Source organism: Enterobacter sp. CM29, from assembly GCF_013179605.1.
Lineage (GTDB): Bacteria > Pseudomonadota > Gammaproteobacteria > Enterobacterales > Enterobacteriaceae > Enterobacter > Enterobacter intestinihominis.
Window position 1 is genome coordinate 1 of the sequence record NZ_JABMCU010000093.1, and the last position, 17,501, is coordinate 17,501.

At 58.4% G+C, this 17,501-nt stretch carries 16 protein-coding genes and 1 pseudogene; 11 read left to right on the forward strand and 6 right to left on the reverse strand.

The window, feature by feature from the left end; genetic code table 11:
• Positions 1 to 511 precede the first annotated feature (511 nt).
• Positions 512 to 1,273: a DNA-binding transcriptional repressor XynR gene (gene xynR / locus HP459_RS12980; protein WP_063152463.1), complete on the forward strand. Its 762-nt coding sequence runs from the start codon at positions 512 to 514 to the stop codon at positions 1,271 to 1,273.
• On the opposite strand, the gene HP459_RS12985 is transcribed toward xynR, so the two are convergent.
• From HP459_RS12985 to HP459_RS13005, 5 genes are all read right to left on the reverse strand, one after another.
• Entirely contained in the window at positions 1,258 to 2,868 is a 1,611-nt protein-coding gene (locus HP459_RS12985) for a glycoside hydrolase family 43 protein (RefSeq protein WP_171936296.1), read from the reverse strand. The genes xynR and HP459_RS12985 overlap by 16 nt on opposite strands.
• An 11-nt stretch (positions 2,869 to 2,879) precedes the next feature.
• Entirely contained in the window at positions 2,880 to 4,262 is a 1,383-nt protein-coding gene (locus HP459_RS12990; RefSeq protein WP_171936297.1) for an MFS transporter, read from the reverse strand.
• A 226-nt stretch (positions 4,263 to 4,488) separates the two neighbouring features.
• The gene (gene yagF / locus HP459_RS12995) at positions 4,489 to 6,456 is read right to left on the reverse strand and encodes a xylonate dehydratase YagF (RefSeq protein WP_171936298.1); all 1,968 of its coding nucleotides are present in this window, start codon (positions 6,454 to 6,456) and stop codon (positions 4,489 to 4,491) included.
• Positions 6,457 to 6,470: 14 nt separating this feature from the next.
• Complete coding sequence (yagE, locus tag HP459_RS13000; protein ID WP_063853054.1) at positions 6,471 to 7,379, reverse strand: 2-keto-3-deoxygluconate aldolase; 909 nt, start codon at positions 7,377 to 7,379, stop codon at positions 6,471 to 6,473.
• Between the two features lie 236 nt (positions 7,380 to 7,615).
• A complete protein-coding gene (locus HP459_RS13005; RefSeq protein WP_171936299.1) occupies positions 7,616 to 8,068 on the reverse strand; it encodes a YhcH/YjgK/YiaL family protein in 453 nt (150 codons plus the stop codon).
• Between the two features lie 675 nt (positions 8,069 to 8,743).
• Between HP459_RS13005 and arcA the strand changes: the two genes are divergently transcribed.
• The 5 genes from arcA (at position 8,744) to HP459_RS13030 (ending at position 14,030) form a co-directional block, all read left to right on the forward strand.
• Positions 8,744 to 9,964, forward strand: a complete 1,221-nt coding sequence (arcA, locus tag HP459_RS13010) for an arginine deiminase (protein ID WP_045620964.1) — start codon at positions 8,744 to 8,746, stop codon at positions 9,962 to 9,964.
• A gap of 10 nt (positions 9,965 to 9,974) precedes the next feature.
• Positions 9,975 to 10,886, forward strand: a complete 912-nt coding sequence (gene arcC, locus HP459_RS13015) for a carbamate kinase (protein ID WP_022646884.1) — start codon at positions 9,975 to 9,977, stop codon at positions 10,884 to 10,886.
• A gap of 129 nt (positions 10,887 to 11,015) precedes the next feature.
• Positions 11,016 to 12,020 (forward strand): ornithine carbamoyltransferase, encoded by a 1,005-nt coding sequence (argF, locus tag HP459_RS13020; RefSeq protein WP_171936300.1) that lies wholly within the window; start codon positions 11,016 to 11,018, stop codon positions 12,018 to 12,020.
• Positions 12,021 to 12,066: 46 nt separating this feature from the next.
• Complete coding sequence (locus HP459_RS13025; RefSeq protein WP_022646882.1) at positions 12,067 to 13,470, forward strand: YfcC family protein; 1,404 nt, start codon at positions 12,067 to 12,069, stop codon at positions 13,468 to 13,470.
• Between the two features lie 80 nt (positions 13,471 to 13,550).
• Positions 13,551 to 14,030 carry an arginine repressor gene (locus tag HP459_RS13030; RefSeq protein WP_003863366.1) on the forward strand — a complete coding sequence of 160 codons (480 nt, stop codon included), beginning with the start codon at positions 13,551 to 13,553 and terminating at the stop codon, positions 14,028 to 14,030.
• 3 nt (positions 14,031 to 14,033) lie between these two features.
• Here HP459_RS13030 and HP459_RS13035 read toward each other — a convergent pair.
• A pseudogene (locus HP459_RS13035) lies at positions 14,034 to 14,151 on the reverse strand (hypothetical protein).
• On the opposite strand from HP459_RS13035, the gene HP459_RS13040 reads away from it, so the two are divergent.
• The 5 genes from HP459_RS13040 to gbpA all read left to right on the forward strand — a co-directional run.
• On the forward strand, positions 14,131 to 14,235 hold the full coding sequence (locus tag HP459_RS13040) for a pyrBI operon leader peptide (RefSeq protein ID WP_071524139.1): 105 nt from the start codon (positions 14,131 to 14,133) through the stop codon (positions 14,233 to 14,235). The pseudogene HP459_RS13035 and the gene HP459_RS13040 sit on opposite strands and share 21 nt — an antisense overlap.
• 34 nt (positions 14,236 to 14,269) lie before the next feature.
• On the forward strand, positions 14,270 to 15,202 hold the full coding sequence (gene pyrB, locus HP459_RS13045) for an aspartate carbamoyltransferase (protein WP_003863368.1): 933 nt from the start codon (positions 14,270 to 14,272) through the stop codon (positions 15,200 to 15,202).
• 12 nt (positions 15,203 to 15,214) lie between these two features.
• The gene (gene pyrI / locus HP459_RS13050) at positions 15,215 to 15,676 is read left to right on the forward strand and encodes an aspartate carbamoyltransferase regulatory subunit (RefSeq protein ID WP_003863370.1); all 462 of its coding nucleotides are present in this window, start codon (positions 15,215 to 15,217) and stop codon (positions 15,674 to 15,676) included.
• Positions 15,677 to 15,749: 73 nt separating this feature from the next.
• Positions 15,750 to 16,136, forward strand: coding sequence for a 2-iminobutanoate/2-iminopropanoate deaminase (gene ridA / locus HP459_RS13055; protein WP_003863373.1), 387 nt, complete (start codon positions 15,750 to 15,752; stop codon positions 16,134 to 16,136).
• 136 nt (positions 16,137 to 16,272) lie between these two features.
• A partial coding sequence (gene gbpA, locus HP459_RS13060) for an N-acetylglucosamine-binding protein GbpA (protein WP_171936301.1) occupies positions 16,273 to 17,501 on the forward strand: 1,229 nt, incomplete at its 3' end.

Below are 17,501 nucleotides of genomic sequence, written 5' to 3' on the forward strand. Positions count from 1 at the left end.
CGGCTTATTCCTTCCGGCTTATCGGGTACGGGCGGAGGCAACGTCCCTGTAAAGCCGCCCTCTCGGCGCATCCCTGCGCCTCGCCCCGGCCTGCAGGAAACGCCTCAGCGATTTACAGCCGGACCAGGGCATCGCTGACAGCCCTCAGTCATTTAGAAAGCAACTTTATTGCTTCTGCATAAAAAAATTACTGGGGATCCCTCAGCCCACGGGGAGAGGGAGAACACCCAGCCCGTAGGCCCGTGCAAGCGCAGCGCCGCCGGGCGAATCAGGCGACGATGCGGCCTGGTGCCCTCACCCCGGCCCTCTCCCACAGGGAGAGGGAGAAAACACAACCCGTAGGCCCGTGCAAGCGTAGCGCCGCCGGGCGAATCAGGCAACGATGCGGCCTTATGCCCTCACCCCGGCCCTCTCCCACGGGGAGAGGGAGCAAACCGGCGCCATTTCATTGATTTTTCACCCCGAAAAAGGTACGTTTTCGCCTTCATTCCAGCGTGGACATGCCAGCATTATGCCGATTATTCAGTCTGTTGAACGTGCGTTGCAGATCCTCGACCTGTTCAACGAGCAGGCCACCGAGCTTAAGATCACCGACATCAGCAAACTGATGGGGCTGAGCAAGAGTACCCTCCACTCGCTGCTGAAAACCCTCCAGCTTCACGGCTATATCGATCAGAACCCGGAGAACGGCAAATATCGCCTCGGCATGAAGCTGGTTGAGCGCGGTCATTTCGTTGTGGGCTCGATCGATATTCGCCAGAAGGCGAAAGGCTGGCTGACGGAGCTGTCCCAGCGGACCGGGCAGACCACCCATCTGGGGATCCTGGACGGTCGTGAAGGGGTCTATATCGAGAAGATTGAAGGCAAGCTGGCCGCCATAGCCTATTCGCGCATCGGCCGCCGCCTGCCGGTTCACGCCACCGCCATCGGCAAGGTGTTGATTGCCTGGCTGGGCGAGGCCGAGCTGAACACCCTGCTGGAGGGCTATCAGTACACCACCTATACCCCTTCCACCCTCGCCTCTCGCGAAGCATTAATGGCCGCTCTGGCGCAGACCCGCGAGCAGGGCTATGCCCTGGACAGCGAAGAGAACGAGCAGGGCGTGCGCTGCGTGGCGGTGCCGGTGTGGAACCACGAATCCCGCGTGATTGCCGCCCTGAGCCTGTCGACCCTGACCTCGCGCGTGGACGATGCCGAGCTGGCTAATTTCCGCGAGCAGCTTCAGCAGGCCGGGCTCGCGCTCTCACGCGCACTGGGCTATGCCGGCTCGTAGGTGAAGTAGTCGAAGTCCGCGTGGCAGCCGTCGCCGCTGATGTCCTCGCAGTGTAGCCCCACAAACGCACCGGTAAAGAAGCCGCGCCCGCCGATGTAGTCGTCCGACAATTTCCACGCCTCATACGTGATCGGCACGGTATGCCATGTCTCGCCGTCGAACGAGTAGCTGTAGCGGTAGACCAGTTTATCCACGTCCACCCGCAGCCAGACGCTCTCGGCCTGTTCCGGCACCGGAATCGGCTGCTCGTGCAGCGGCCACGACGGCACGTTGTGGTCGAGTTGGATCACCTTGATGGTTCTCCCCTGCCCCTCCTCGTAGTCCACAAAGCAGTAGCTCCAGTTTTTGCTGTTGTAGTAGCAGGTCAGCCCCGCGCTCTGCTGGAAGTGGACCGGCGAGAACTGCATCCGCGTCTCGGCCCGGAAGGTGAAATGCTGCCAGCGGCGCGCCACGGTCGACTGGGTAAAGGTCGAGTTGAGCGAGTCGTTGCCGTAGAGCCGTAAGTAGCCCGGGCGGGCGGTAAGCGAGCCGAGGGTGTTGTCGAACGGAATGCGCAGGGTCTGCAGTTCCGGGTCGAGCGAACTGGCGTCGAAATCGTCCCGCCAGATGCCCGGAACGGCTACAGGCTGCTCCGCCATCTGCGGGCCTTTCACGGTCAGCTGCGCATGCTTGCCGCCTTCCACGTACGGCCAGCCGTCGCGCCATTCAATGCGGGCGATGCCGGTCTCGCGCCCCAGCGGGCAGTAACCGCGCCCGCCGGAGGCCAGCAGCGGCACGCCGGGCAGGCGCAGCGGGCGGCTGGTGAGGTAGGCCATATACCACTCCTCGGTGTGGGTTTGCAGCAGCGAGCCGTGACCGCTCTTTTGCAGCGGGTTCTCCGGCAGGTGCCAGCTGGTCATCATCGTCACGTCCGGGTGCAGCTCGTACGGCCCGTCGATGGTTTTTGCGCGCAGCACCACGACCGCGTGCTCGTAGCTGGTGCCGCCCTCTGCAACCATCAGGTAGTACCATCCCGCGTGGCGATAAAGATGCGCCCCTTCGGTGTAGCAGAGCGGCGTGCCGGTAAACAGAGTTTTGCGCTCGGGCGAGAGCGTGCCGGTCTGCGGATCAAACTCCTGCATCACGATAGTGTTGTGCGGGTTGCTGTGGTGGCGCGGCCCCCACGGGCGGTAGAGGTAGTATTTGCGGCCATCGTCGTCGTGGAACAGGGAGGGATCGAACCCGCCGTTGCCCATCGGGATCGGCTCGCTCCACGGCCCCTCGATGGACGGCGCGGTGACGAGAAAATTGCGGCCGTTTTTCCACGGCGAGTCGACAATCTTCACGTCGGTGTAGAGCAGCCAGAACCTCCCGTCGGCGTAGCTCAGGCACGGCGCCCAGATGCCGCCGGAGTCCGGGTTGCCCTTCATGTCCAGCATCGACACGCGGTCCAGCGGGGTGCTGACCAGCGACCAGTTTTTCAGATCGCGGGAGTGGTAGATGCGCACGCCCGGGAACCACTCGAAGGTCGAGGTGGCGATGTAGTAGTCCTCGCCCTGACGGCACAGGGACGGGTCCGGGTTGAAGCCGGTGAGTATCGGGTTAGTAATTTCCATGTTGCCTCCGGTTAATGGGATGCGGCTGTCGCAGCGTCGGGAACGGCCTCGCCCTGCGACGCGCGGTGCTTGATCAGCTGCTGGCTGATGGCCTCCACGCGGGCGTCGGTGAGCTTGTAGAACGACAGCATGATGAACATGCCCGCGTAGAGCACCACCGGCACCACGCAGAACAGAATTTTGATGGTGGTCAGCACCTCGACCGGCTGCACGCTGCTGCTGGCGGAGTAGTTGACGTACGCCAGGATCCAGCCCACCACCGCCCCGCCAATTGCCAGGCCAATCTTCAGGCTGAACAGGTAGGTGGAGAACACCAGCCCGTCGAGGCGGCGACCGCTACGGCTCTCCTCGTAATCCACCACGTCAGAGGCCATCAGCCACTGCAGCGGCGTGGTGGTGTTAAAGACGAACAGGAACAGAATGTTGAGGGCAAAAATCAGGGCAATATGCTCCGCCGGCGTGAAGAAGATCAGCAGGCTAATCAGCGAGTAAGCGACGATGATCCACTTGAAGGCGGTAACGCGGTCGAAGCGGCCCAGCAGGCGGGAGGAGCAGAGCGAGCCGAACATGGTGGCGAGGCTGCCGTAGAGTAAGAACTGGGTCGCCATCTCCGGGTGATCCATCACGTATTTCACGAAGTAGAGCGTCGCCCCGCCGCGCACCACGTTGGAGCAGGTCGCCATCATCTTGAAGGCACACATGATGCGCCACTGGCTGTTGCCCAGCAGCAGCTTAAGGTCTTTCGCCACCGACGAACCCGGCTGCACCTCAAAGGTGTAGCGCTCTTTGGTGGTAAAGAAGCAGACGTAGAGCAGCACCACGCCGCTCAGGCCCAGCACGCACATGGCGCCGAAATAACCCACCTGCTCGTTGCCTTTGCCAATGATGCTGACCAGCGGCAGCGCGATGCCGCTGATGGCGAGCGACCCCGCCGCCGCCAGGAAGAAGCGCCAGGACTGCAGGGCGTGACGCTCTTTCGGGTCGGCGGTAATGACGCCCGGCATGGCGCAGTACGGGACGTTAACGAAGGTGTAGACCAGAGTCAGCAGAATATAGGTCACGCAGGCGTAGATGATTTTGCCCTGCGCGGAGAAGTCCGGCGTGTAGAAGGTCAGCATGCAGACGATGCCGAACGGGATGGCGCCCCACAGCAGGAACGGGCGAAACTGGCCATGCCGCGTGCGGGTGCGGTCTACCAGCAGCCCCATCAGCGGGTCGGTCACGGCGTCGAGCACGCGGGAGACTAAAAACAGCGTCCCCATAATGCCCGCGGAGAGGCCAAACACGTCAGTGTAGAAATAGGCCAGCAGGAACATCGTGGCCTGCCAGACGAAGCCGCAGGCGGTGTCACCCAGCCCGTAGCCAATTTTGTCTTTCATGGTTAATTGCGTCATCAGAATTACACCCTTATGTAGTGTGCTGAATTACAACATCGTGTTAATGGAGTGTAATGAGCTGTTCAATTAACCAGCAATGCTCATATCTTATTTCTGAATTACGTTATTTCGCTTTTGTGACGTCAACGATATATCGCAACTTATTGTTTAAATTAGTAAATTGCAGGCACGTAAAAACCGCCCGCGGACTATTTTCCGCAGACGATTTTCTCTCACAAAATAATTAAATACCGAGCGCTTTTTTACCGGCGTTAATTACCTCAATGATTTTATCGGTGTCATAAATACAGCCTTTCCAGGTGCCGCCGCTCACGGACTGTAATGCCGCCCACAGCCGGGTATCGTCCGGCAAAAAGTCGTGAGCGTGCAGGTCCGGATGCACCTGCCGCCGTGCCAGCTCGCGCGCGCCCTCTTCCGGCGTCAGCGGGTTGTCCGCAGTACCGATAAAGTTTACGCTGCCTGTTAATGTCAGGCGTTCCACCGCAATCTCAATGATGTCGTTATCGCGCAGCTTGCCTATCGGCCCGCCCGCCAGCGCCTCCGGCGACACGTGGCCGAAACAGGCGCCCGTCGACACGCCCGAGAAGCGCGCATCGGTGATTAACGACACCGTTTTGCCCCACGAGATGTGTTTGAGCGCGGAGGTGAGCTGGTAGGTCTCCTCCATGCCGGTGCCGGACGGTCCACCGCCGATCACCACCATGATATCGCCCTGCTCAATCTCTTCCCGCTTGATGGCCTTGATCGCCTGCGCTTCCGAGACAAACACCCGCACCCGGCCGGTGTGGCGGTACACGCCATCTTCACCGACGACCGACGGGTCGATCGCCGTGGCCTTGATCACCGATCCTTCCGGCGCAATGTTGCCCGTCGGGAAGCAGACCGTCGAGGTCAGCCCTTTCGCTTTTGCTTTCTCCGGCGGCAGGATCACGTCATCCGGCTCCACGCCGTCCTGCTCGCGCAGGCACTGGCGGAAGCGCTTACGGCGCTCCGAGCTCTGCCACCAGTCGAGGTTCTCGCCCACCGTCTGGCCGGTGACGGTCATGGCATCCAGGTGCAGCAGGCCGAGATCGCGCAGGTGGAGCATGACTTCCGGCACGCCGCCCGCGAGGAAGGCACGCACGGTCGGGTGATAGTCCGGGCCGTTGGGCAGCACGCTCACCAGACGCGGCACCCTGCGGTTGACGCGCGTCCAGTGTTCAACGTCCGGGATCGTGCAGCCCGCCGCGTGGGCGATGGCCGGAATGTGCAGCAGTAAATTGGTGGAGCCGCCGAACGCCGCGTGGATCACCATCGCGTTTTCGATGGCTTTGTCGGTGAGGATATCGCGCGTGGTGATGCCGCGGTTATCCAGCTCGTTCACCGCCCGCGCCGACTGGCGGGCGATCTCCAGCCACACCGCCTGTCCGGACGGGGCCAGCGCGGAGTGCGGCAACGCCAGACCCAGCGCTTCCGCGACCACCTGCGAGGTGCCCGCCGTACCGAGGAACTGACACCCGCCGCCCGGCGACGCGCAGGCGCGGCAGCCCAGCTCGGCGGCCTCCTGCAAGGAGAGTTCATGGTTGGCGAAGCGCGCGCCGATGGTCTGCACCTTGCCCGCATCTTCCCCCACGGTCGGCGGCAGCGTCGCTCCACCTGGCACCAGAATGGTCGGCAGGTCGTGCATCGCGGCCAGCGCAATCATGGTGGCGGGCAGCCCTTTATCGCAGGTTGCCACGCCGATCACCGCCCGCCGCGTCGGAAGAGAGCGGATAAGACGACGAAACACGATCGCCGCGTCGTTACGATACGGCAGGGAGTCGAACATGCCGTGCGTGCCCTGCGAGCGCCCGTCACACGGATCGCTGACGAAGGCCGCGAACGGGATCCCGCCGTTGCGTGTGATCTCCTTCGCCGCCGCCTGCATCTGCATGCCGATTTCCCAGTGGCCGGTGTGGTAGCCCAGCGCAACCGGGCGTCCGTCTCCGGCGCGGATACCGCCCTGAGTACCGATAATCAGCACCTCTTTGCCGGTCAGCTTGTTGGCGTCCCAGCCCATCCCGGCGTTCTGCGTCATGCCGAACAGGTTGCCGCTGGGGGATTCCATCAGCATCTGCGGAGTCAGCGGCAGCGCGCCCTGCGGACCCGCCGCGTGGGTGATCACCGCATAAAACGCGTCGTCCTGTGGGGTGAAAATTTTCTCAATGGTCATCGTTATCGTCCGGCTCAGCAGAGCTTGAGCTGTTGTAGCAGGGCTTTCAGCTGCGCCTTACGCGGCTCGTCCAGCGGCGAGGCTGGTGGCAGGACGTGCGTAGAAATTGGACGACCGCAGAGCACGATCGCCTCTTTAATGACGTTCACAAACGGCGTATCCAGCTGATACATCTGCGGGATTTGCAGCAGGGTCTGATGATACTCAGCCGCTTTCGCCACGTCTTTATCCCGCCAGGCTTTCAGAAGATTTACCGACACCTGCGGAGCAAAGTTACCGCTGGCCGAGATCGCCCCGTCACCGCCGAGCAGCAGGGTATTGAACAGATGATCGTCGTAGCCGCAGAGCACGGTGAAGTGTGGATGGGCCGCTTTAACGGTGTGGATCATGCTGCGCAGGTGGGCGACGGAGTCGATGGTGTCTTTGATGCCGACGATGTTACTGCGCGAGTCGGCGAGGGTTTTCACCAACGCCGGGGTCAGATCCTGCCCGGTCAGCGCCGGGAAGTTATAGAGCATCACCGGCAGCGTGACGCTGTCGGCCACCTGTTCGAAGTAGCGGATCAGGTTCGCTTCCGACACTTTCCAGTAGTAAGGGTTGATCACCACGATGCCGTCCGCGCCCGCCAGCTGCGCGTGCTGGCTCAGCTCAATGGTTTCCCGGGCGTTGGTGCCGCCGGTGCCGATCAGGACCGGCACACGACGATCGACATGATCGATCGCAAAGCGGGCAATGGTTTTACGCTCTTCGGCGCTGAGCTGGGAGAACTCGCCGCCGCTGCCCAGGAAGAACAGGCCGTCGACGCCCGCAGCGATCAGATCGTCGATCAGCGCGGCGGTACCCGGCTTATCAAGCTGGCCATCGGCGGTAAAAATGGTGGAGACAGGGGGAATGATACCCGTGAACAACGCGGACTGCGGCATGTGATCTCCTTGCTGAATCATTTTGTTCTACATTATAGAACAGTGTTCATCAATTTAACGATCATACTATGACGGAGAAAAAGCACAGGTAAATGGGAGATGAGGAGGGAGTGCGGGAAGTTTAAGCTGGATCACATTATGCGTGGGTGCGGTCTGGTTCCCTCACCCTAACCCTCTCCCAAGGGGAGAGGGAACTTTTACACCCTCTCCCCTTGGGAGAGGGCCGGGGTGAGGGGTTACTCTACCAGCATCTTCACCACAACCTTACGCACCTGCGCCGGCGCCCCCACCGCGCACAGCGGCTTATGCACTTCGCCCGGCCAGAACACCACGAAATCCCCTTCGCTCAGCACCACGGATTTCTCCTGCTCGCCTTCCGGCAGGAACGCGATGTCTTTGTCCGCCAGCCAGTCGGTGTCCGGCGTGCCGTGCGGCAGGGTGCTGAAGGTCATCCCTTCCTGCCCCTTCAGCACAATCTGAATATCCAGGTAGCGTGCATGGTATTCAGCGCGACGCTCGGCGAACGGCTGGGTCATGTCCTCCGATACCAGATAAAACAGGCTGTTGCCGCTGATGTCGTGCTTGCCGGTCGGCGTCGCGTCGGTGACGTGGGTCTTAACGTGCTCAATGGCCTGGCGCAGCTCTTCTGGTAGCCAGGACTGGAGATGATGAATATTGCCAATAATCATGATACAACCCTCAAATTAAAACATTGTTTCATTTTAATCTTTTATACGAGAATCGCCTCTCCCATACCAGCCCTTTTTAGACAAGATTTGCGCCAGCGCATGTTTATCGGAAAATGTGTTAATTCACTGTTAATTACATAAAGGCATTTATGCAGTCGTTATGCATAACCTCATTTCCTAAGCTTTACGCAACTTATCTAACTCGCTGAATTTAAAACGTAACTCACAAAACCTGTTGTTGCATCACACTTTATCACTTCGGTTATTTCCTTTAAAAATCCATAATTATTTATCGATTTCTCTTAAGTGAAAAATAGTTAACTGTCATTATTGCATAGCTATTCTCGAGGCAAAATTTTATTCATTGAAATCAACAGCATAACTAAATATTTCAAAGCATGTAATTCTACAAAACAATAACAACCTCAAATATTGCCACCCGTTCCTGCTTAGCTATTCATCCCGTAATAATATGAAATTAATCATTATCTGATACGAATCATGCAATTGAAAATAAACTGCTCAATATCGGTTTTCGCGTGAGCAGCGTCACAATAACCATTATTTAAGCGCCTACTATGAATCACGAAATCAATTGAGCTTAGCCGCCATGAAATTAAACACATCACATGGCGCATGCCCTTTTTATTCTGAAAAAAAGTTAAAGGAATAATTATGGAAAAGCATTACGTCGGTTCTGAAATTGGTCAATTGCGTAGCGTTATGCTGCATCGTCCTAATTTAAGTCTTAAACGTTTAACGCCATCGAATTGTCAGGAGCTGTTATTTGATGACGTGCTCTCGGTTGAGCGGGCGGGAGAGGAGCATGATATCTTCGCAAACACGCTGCGCGAGCAGGGTGTGGAAGTCCTGCTATTGACCGACCTTCTTACGCAAACGCTTGATATTGCCGAAGCAAAAGCCTGGCTTCTTGAAACACAAATCTCCGACTACCGCCTCGGCCCAGCCTTTGCCGGCGACGTCCGCGGCTGGCTGGCGGATATGCCGCACCGCGAACTGGCGCGCCGATTAAGCGGCGGATTAACCTACGGCGAAATTCCGGCGGCTATTAAAAATATGGTGGTCGATACCCACACGGCGAATGATTTTATTATGAAACCGCTGCCGAACCACTTATTTACCCGCGATACCTCCTGCTGGATTTATAACGGCGTGTCCATTAATCCGATGGCGAAACCCGCCCGCCAGCGCGAAACCAATAATCTGCGCGCAATATATCGCTGGCACCCCGCATTTGCCGATGGCGAGTTTATTAAGTATTTCGGCGACGAGAATATTAATTACGACCACGCCACCCTGGAAGGCGGCGACGTATTAGTGATTGGCCGCGGGGCGGTATTGATCGGCATGTCAGAGCGCACGACGCCGCAGGGCGTGGAGTTCCTCGCCAACAGCTTGTTTAAACATCGTCAGGCCGAGCGCGTGATCGCCGTTGAGCTGCCGAAACATCGCTCCTGCATGCACCTCGACACCGTGATGACCCACATCGACGTGGACACTTTCTCCGTTTACCCGGAAGTGGTGCGCAAGGACGCCCAGTGCTGGACGCTCACCCCGGACGGACGCGGCGGTCTGCTGCGTACTCAGGAAACCGACCTGCTGCACGCCATCGAGAAAGCCCTCGGCATTAACCAGGTGCGCCTGATCACCACCGGCGGCGATGCCTTTGAAGCCGAACGCGAGCAGTGGAACGACGCCAACAACGTCCTGACCATCCGTCCGGGCGTGGTGATCGGCTACGAGCGCAACGTCTGGACCAACGAGAAATACGATAAGGCGGGCATCACCGTGCTGCCGATCCCGGGCGACGAGCTGGGGCGCGGTCGCGGCGGCGCGCGCTGCATGAGCTGCCCACTGGAACGCGACGGAATTTAAAGGAGCCATCATGGAACGAAAACCCACTCTGGTTGTGGCCCTTGGCGGCAACGCGCTGCTCAAGCGCGGCGAGCCGCTGGAAGCGGACATCCAGCGCCAGAACATCGAGCAGGCCGCCCGCACCATCGCAGGCTTAACGGAGCAATGGCGCGTGGTGCTGGTGCACGGCAACGGCCCGCAGGTCGGGCTGCTGGCGCTGCAAAACAGCGCCTACGACAAAGTCACCCCCTACCCGCTGGACGTTCTTGGTGCAGAAAGCCAGGGAATGATCGGCTACATGCTCCAGCAGGCGCTGAAAAACAATCTGCCCCAGCGCGAGGTGAGCGTCCTGCTCACGCAGGTGGAAGTGGACGCCGCCGACCCGGCGTTCAGCAACCCGACCAAGTACATCGGCCCGGTCTACAGCGAAGCCCAGGCGAAAGCGCTGGCCGCGGAAAAAGGCTGGGTGTTCAAGGTCGACGGGGCCTATTTCCGCCGCGTGGTGCCCTCTCCGCAGCCGAAGCGCATCGTGGAGAGCGACGCCATTACGGCGCTTATTCAGCGCGACCACCTGGTCATCTGCAACGGCGGCGGCGGCGTGCCGGTGGTGGAAAACGCCAACGGTTATCGCGGCATTGAGGCTGTGATCGACAAAGACCTCTCCGCCGCTCTGCTGGCGCGGCAGATCGAGGCCGATGCCCTGCTGATCCTCACCGATGCCGACGCGGTGTACCTCGACTGGGGCAAACCGACCCAGCGCCCGCTGGCGCAGGTCACGCCGGAACTGCTCAGAGGCATGCAGTTCGACGCCGGATCGATGGGGCCAAAAGTGGCCGCCTGCCGCGAGTTTGTTGAAGCCTGCAACGGCATTGCCGGGATCGGCGCGCTGGCCGACGGCGCGGAGATCCTGGCGGGCGAGAAAGGCACGTTGATTCGTAACTGAGCACCCATTTCCCCTCACCCTAACCCTCTCCCCAAAAGGGAGAGGGGACGATTAAAACCTCTCCCCTTTGGGGAGGGGGCTGGGGTGAGGGGTAAGGTCTTAGACATTAATTTTAAAAAGGATTTACCCATGACCATCAACCTGAAAAACCGCAACTTCCTGAAACTGCTGGACTACACCCCGGCGGAGATCCAGTACCTGATCGACCTCGCCATCGAGCTGAAGGCGGCCAAAAAAGCCGGGCGCGAAAAGCAAACCCTGGTCGGGAAAAACATCGCCCTGATCTTTGAAAAAACCTCCACCCGCACCCGCTGCGCCTTTGAAGTGGGCGCGTTCGACCAGGGCGCGCAGGTCACCTACCTCGGCCCAAGCGGCTCGCAGATTGGCCACAAAGAGTCGATGAAGGACACCGCGCGCGTGCTGGGCCGCATGTATGACGGCATCGAGTACCGCGGCTACGGCCAGGCCATCGTTGAGGAGCTGGGCGAATACGCGGGAGTGCCGGTGTGGAACGGCCTGACCGACGAGTTCCACCCCACGCAAATCCTTGCCGACCTGATGACCATGCTGGAGCACTCTCCGGGCAAAACCCTGCCGGAGCTGAGCTTTGCTTACCTCGGCGACGCGCGCAACAACATGGGTAATTCGCTGATGGTCGGCGCAGCCAAAATGGGGATGGATATCCGCCTTGTGGCGCCGAAATCCTTCTGGCCGGAGGCCGGGCTGGTTGAGCAGTGCCGCGCCATCGCCAAAGAGACCGGCGCGCGCATCACCCTCACCGACGATGTGGGAGAAGGCGTGCAGGGCACCGATTTCCTCTACACCGACGTCTGGGTTTCCATGGGCGAGCCGAAGGAGGCGTGGGCCGAGCGCGTTAGCCTGATGAAGCCGTATCAGATTAATGCGGACGTGATGAAGGTCACCGGTAACCCGAACGTCAAGTTCATGCACTGCCTGCCGGCGTTCCACAACGAACATACCAAAGTGGGCCGCGAAATCGAGATGGCGTACGGCCTGAAGGGGCTGGAGGTGACGGAAGAGGTCTTTGAATCCCCGAACTCCATCGTCTTCGACGAAGCAGAGAACCGCATGCACACCATTAAAGCGGTCATGGTGGCGACACTCGGCGACTAATCACCGCCCGGCGCGCCGCGGGGTGCGCCGGGTTCAGGAGAACATCATGGGCAAGTTCAAATTTCCCTCCGCTTATACCATTCTCTTTTTTCTGATTGCCGTGGTTGCCGTGCTGACGTGGATTGTTCCGGCCGGGCAGTACCATATGGCGATGAACGAGGCGCTCGGCAAAGAAGTGCCGGTTGCTGGCACTTACGCGCACGTGGCAGCGCACCCGCAGGGGCTCGTCTCCGTGCTGATGGCGCCGATTGCCGGGCTGTACGATCCGGAGTCCGGCCAGGCCGGGGCGATCGACGTGGCGCTGTTTATTCTGATCATCGGGGGATTCCTCGGGATCGTCACTAAAACCGGGGCGATAGACGCCGGGATCGAGCGCGTCACCACCCGACTGCGCGGCCGCGAAGAGTGGATGATCCCGATCCTGATGGCGCTGTTTGCCGCAGGCGGCACGATTTACGGCATGGCCGAAGAGTCGCTACCCTTCTATACCTTACTGGTGCCGGTGATGCTGGCAGCGCGGTTCGATCCGGTGGTTGCGGCTTCTACCGTGCTGCTCGGCGCGGGGATCGGCACGCTCGGATCCACCATCAACCCGTTCGCCACGGTGATCGCCGCCAACGCCGCCGGGATCCCCTTCACCAACGGCATCATGCTACGCATCGCGCTGCTGGTGATCGGCTGGATCATCTGCGTGGCGTGGGTAATGCGCTACGCCCGCAAGGTGCGCAAGGATCCGTCGCTGTCGATCGTGGCGGATAAGCAGGAAGAAAATCTCGCCCACTTTCTCGGTAACAAGGGCGAGCAGTCGCTGGAATTTACCCCGGTGCGCAAACTCATCCTGGTGATCTTCGCCCTAGCCTTCGCGGTGATGATCTACGGCGTGGCGGTGCTGGGCTGGTGGATGGCGGAGATTTCGGCGGTGTTCCTCGCCAGTGCCATTATCGTCGGGCTGATCGCCCGCATGAGCGAAGAGGAGCTGACCTCAACCTTTATCAACGGCGCGCGAGATTTGCTGGGCGTCGCGCTGATAATCGGCATCGCGCGCGGTATCGTAGTGATCATGGATAAGGGCATGATTACCCACACCATTTTGCACAGCGCCGAGGGAATGGTCACCGGATTGTCGACGGTGGCGTTCATCAACGTGATGTACTGGCTGGAAGTGGTGCTGTCGTTTCTTGTGCCTTCTTCGTCCGGCCTGGCCGTTCTGACGATGCCGATCATGGCGCCCCTTGCCGATTTCGCTAACGTCAACCGCGACCTGGTGGTTACGGCTTACCAGTCGGCGTCCGGCATCGTCAACCTGATCACTCCCACCTCTGCCGTCGTGATGGGCGGGCTGGCTATCGCCCGCGTGCCCTACGTGCGTTATCTGAAATGGGTCGCGCCGCTGCTGGGGATTTTAACGGTGGTGATTATGGTGGCGTTAAGCCTGGGCGCTTTGTTGTGATTTGCCGGATGGCGCTGCGCTTATCCGGCCTACGGATCGGTGCGGTGCCACCGGTTATTTCGGGAACTGATATGGGAACTATGATGGATTACGAAGAGTACTCTCCCAAAGAGCAACTACAGCTAACGGTCTGCCAGCGTCTGATCGCGGAAAAGAGCTATCTCTCCCAGGAAGAGATCCGCCGCGACTTACAGGAGCGTGGTTTTGAGACCATCAGCCAGTCCACCGTTTCACGTCTGCTCAAATTGCTTGGTGTCATAAAAATTCGCAATGCCAAAGGGCTAAAGATTTATTCGCTGAATCCCCAGCTGCGCCCGGCCCCCGACGCGGCGCGTACGGTCTCTGAAATGGTGGTGAGCGTGGAGCACAACAGCGAATTTATCCTTATCCATACCGTCGCCGGATATGGCCGCGCGGTGGCGCGTATTCTGGATTATCACCAGTTACCGGAAATTTTAGGTGTAGTGGCCGGGAGCAGTATTGTCTGGGTCGCACCCCGCGTAGTGAAGCGCACCGCGCTGGTGCATAAGCAAATTAATTATTTACTCAGAACGCATTAATATTCACAAAGAACCGTTTGCATTGAGTAAAGCGTGCATTAAATCGCTTGATCCCAAAAGCGTGCTGCGTATAATGCCCGACAATTTGCCGGGAGGAAGCATGGTCAAGCGTGTACGACATATCGTCTTACCGCGTCTGAAATCAGACGCTGGCCTGCCGTTTTTCTTCCCGTTGCTAAACCTATTCCCAGAGCCCCTCATTTGAGGGGCTTTTTTTTGCCCGGCGTCAGGAGATAAACATGAATCCACTTTATCAAAAACACATCATTTCCATAAACGACCTCAGCCGCGAAGAGCTGGAACTGGTTCTGGAAACCGCGGCAAAACTGAAAGCCAATCCGCAACCGGAGCTGTTGAAGCACAAGGTGATTGCGAGCTGCTTCTTCGAAGCCTCGACCCGCACCCGCCTCTCCTTCGAAACCTCCATGCACCGTCTGGGCGCGAGCGTGGTGGGCTTCTCGGACAGCAGCAACACGTCGCTGGGCAAAAAAGGCGAAACCCTGGCGGATACCATTTCGGTTATCAGTACCTACGTTGACGCGATTGTGATGCGCCACCCGCAGGAGGGCGCGGCGCGTCTGGCGACCGAGTTTTCCGGCGGCATTCCGGTACTGAACGCCGGTGACGGCGCCAACCAGCATCCGACGCAGACCCTGCTGGATCTGTTCACCATTCAGGAGACGCAGGGCACGCTTGAGAACCTGAACATCGCCATGGTCGGCGACCTGAAATATGGCCGCACCGTCCACTCCCTGACCCAGGCGCTGGCGAAATTTAACGGCAACCGCTTCTTCTTTATCGCGCCGGACGCGCTGGCGATGCCGCAGTACATTCTCGACATGCTGGACGAGAAAGGCATCGCGTGGAGCCTGCACGCCAGTATCGAAGAGGTGATGGGCAACGTGGATATTCTCTACATGACCCGCGTGCAGAAAGAGCGTCTGGATCCGTCCGAGTACGCCAACGTGAAGGCGCAGTTCGTGCTGCGCGCCAGCGACCTTGAAGGCGCGCGTGACAATATGAAGGTGCTGCACCCGCTGCCGCGCATCGATGAGATCACCACAGACGTGGACAAAACGCCGCACGCCTGGTACTTCCAGCAGGCCGGAAACGGCATCTTCGCTCGCCAGGCGTTACTGGCACTGGTTCTGAATCGCGAATTAGCTCTGTAAGGGGAGACGACCATGACACACGATAACAAACTCCAGGTTGAAGCCATCAAGCGTGGCACCGTGATTGACCACATCCCTGCGCAGGTGGGCTTTAAACTGCTGACGCTGTTCAAACTGACCGAAACCGACCAGCGCATCACCATCGGCCTGAACCTGCCGTCGGGCGAAATGGGCCGTAAAGACCTGATCAAAATCGAGAACACCTTCCTGACCGACGAGCAGGTTAACCAGCTGTCGCTGTACGCGCCGGACGCCACGGTTAACCGCATCGACGATTACGACGTGGTGGGCAAATCCCGCCCAAGCCTGCCGGATCGCATCGAAAGCGTGCTGGTCTGCCCGAACAGCAACTGCATCAGTCATGCTGAGCCGGTTTCCTCCAGTTTCGCAGTGAAAAAACGCGCCAATGACATCGCACTCAAATGCAAATACTGCGAAAAAGAGTTTTCTCATTATGTGGTGCTGGCCAACTAATTGAGGTTGGTAATGAAATCCCGGCTGTTATAATGGCCGGGAACATTCTTAACGCTGTAATTCTGGAGAAAAAATGAGCAAAGTACTCGCGACGGAAAATGCACCAGCGGCTATCGGCCCATACGTTCAGGGCGTTGATCTGGGCAGCATGATCATCACTTCTGGTCAGATCCCGGTGAACCCAAAAACCGGTGAAGTGCCAGCCGACGTAGCGGCGCAGGCGCGTCAGTCGCTGGAAAACGTGCAGGCGATCGTGGAATCTGCCGGTCTGAAAGTGGGCGATATCGTCAAAACCACCGTGTTCGTGAAAGATCTGAATGATTTCGCGACCGTTAACGCCACTTACGAAGCGTTCTTCACCGAGCACAACGCGACCTTCCCGGCTCGCTCTTGCGTGGAAGTGGCGCGTCTGCCAAAAGACGTGAAAATTGAAATTGAAGCGATTGCCGTACGTCGCTAATTCAATTCAATTAAGAAAGGGCAGCTTAGCTGTCCTTTTTATTTCGACTATTTTTACTCTCCATATAAAATGACAAATCGCACCGTCCATTATTAAGCTTCTCCACCCGGTAATATTCTCTAATAATGGATGAGTAATGAAACTTTCAAAAATTGCACTTGCCCTCGCGACAGTGACCGTTGCATCGTCGGCATTTGCTCACGGCTATATTGAATCTCCAGCCAGCCGCGCCTATATGTGTAAGCTTGGCCAAAATATTGATTGCGGCGCTGTACAGTATGAACCGCAGAGCGTGGAAAAAACCTCCGGTTTCCCGACCGGCGCTATGCCGCCGGACGGCCAGCTCGCCAGTGCAGGTATTTCCCAGTATTCTCAGCTGGATAAGCAAAGCCTGAATGCCTGGACCAAAAACCCGATAACAGCAGGCCCGCATGAGTTCGTCTGGCATCATACTGCACCGCATAAAACCACTAACTGGCGCTATTACATCACCAAACAAAATTGGGATCCAAATAAGCCGCTGACTCGCGATCAATTTGAATTAACTCCATTCTGTACGATCAACGGAAATAGTCAGGCACCAGCCGTAACAAAATCCATGACTTGCAATGTTCCTGCGCGTACGGGGTACCAGGTTATTTACGGCGTGTGGGAAATTGCGGACACCTCAAATAGCTTTTATCAGGCCATTGACGTTGATTTCGGGAATGGTGGCAACGTTACCCCGGACGAAACGCCTGCGATCGTTTCCGAATGGAGCAAAACCCTGAGCGGCCAGATTGCCGGTAATAACCTGAACGTGGGCGATAAGGTTATCGCACGCTTCTTCGACGCCAACGGTGAAGTGACCGCCATGCGTACCGAAATGACCATCGGCTCTGCTGAACAAGGCGACGCTAACCAGTGGTCTTACGATCTGGCGCAGAAGATCAACACCGCTCAGAGCGATGTCCGCGTCGGTGTTAAAGATGAAGCCGGTGACATCAGCCCGGTTCACGGCGCCAACAGCGTATTCGTGAAAGAGGGCAGCACGCTGAAATCCGTTGCCATCTCCTATGAAGAGCAAAAAGCGCAGGTGAGCGAGACCATCGCCGTTTCCGATCTGCAATACAGCAAAATCGAACATGGCAACGCGACCGTCACCTTCCACGTCAACACGCAGGGTGACGTTAATTTTGAAGCGCACGTGATGAACCACCACGGTGCGGAAAAAGGTTACCTGAAGCAGGACATGAACAACGTCAATCAGGACGTGACCATGACGTTGACTGACGTGACGGCGGGACACCATATGCTGAAATACTACGCGACCAATAAAGACGGCACGATGTTCGCCCAGGACGTGCTGAACCTGATGCTGGAAAG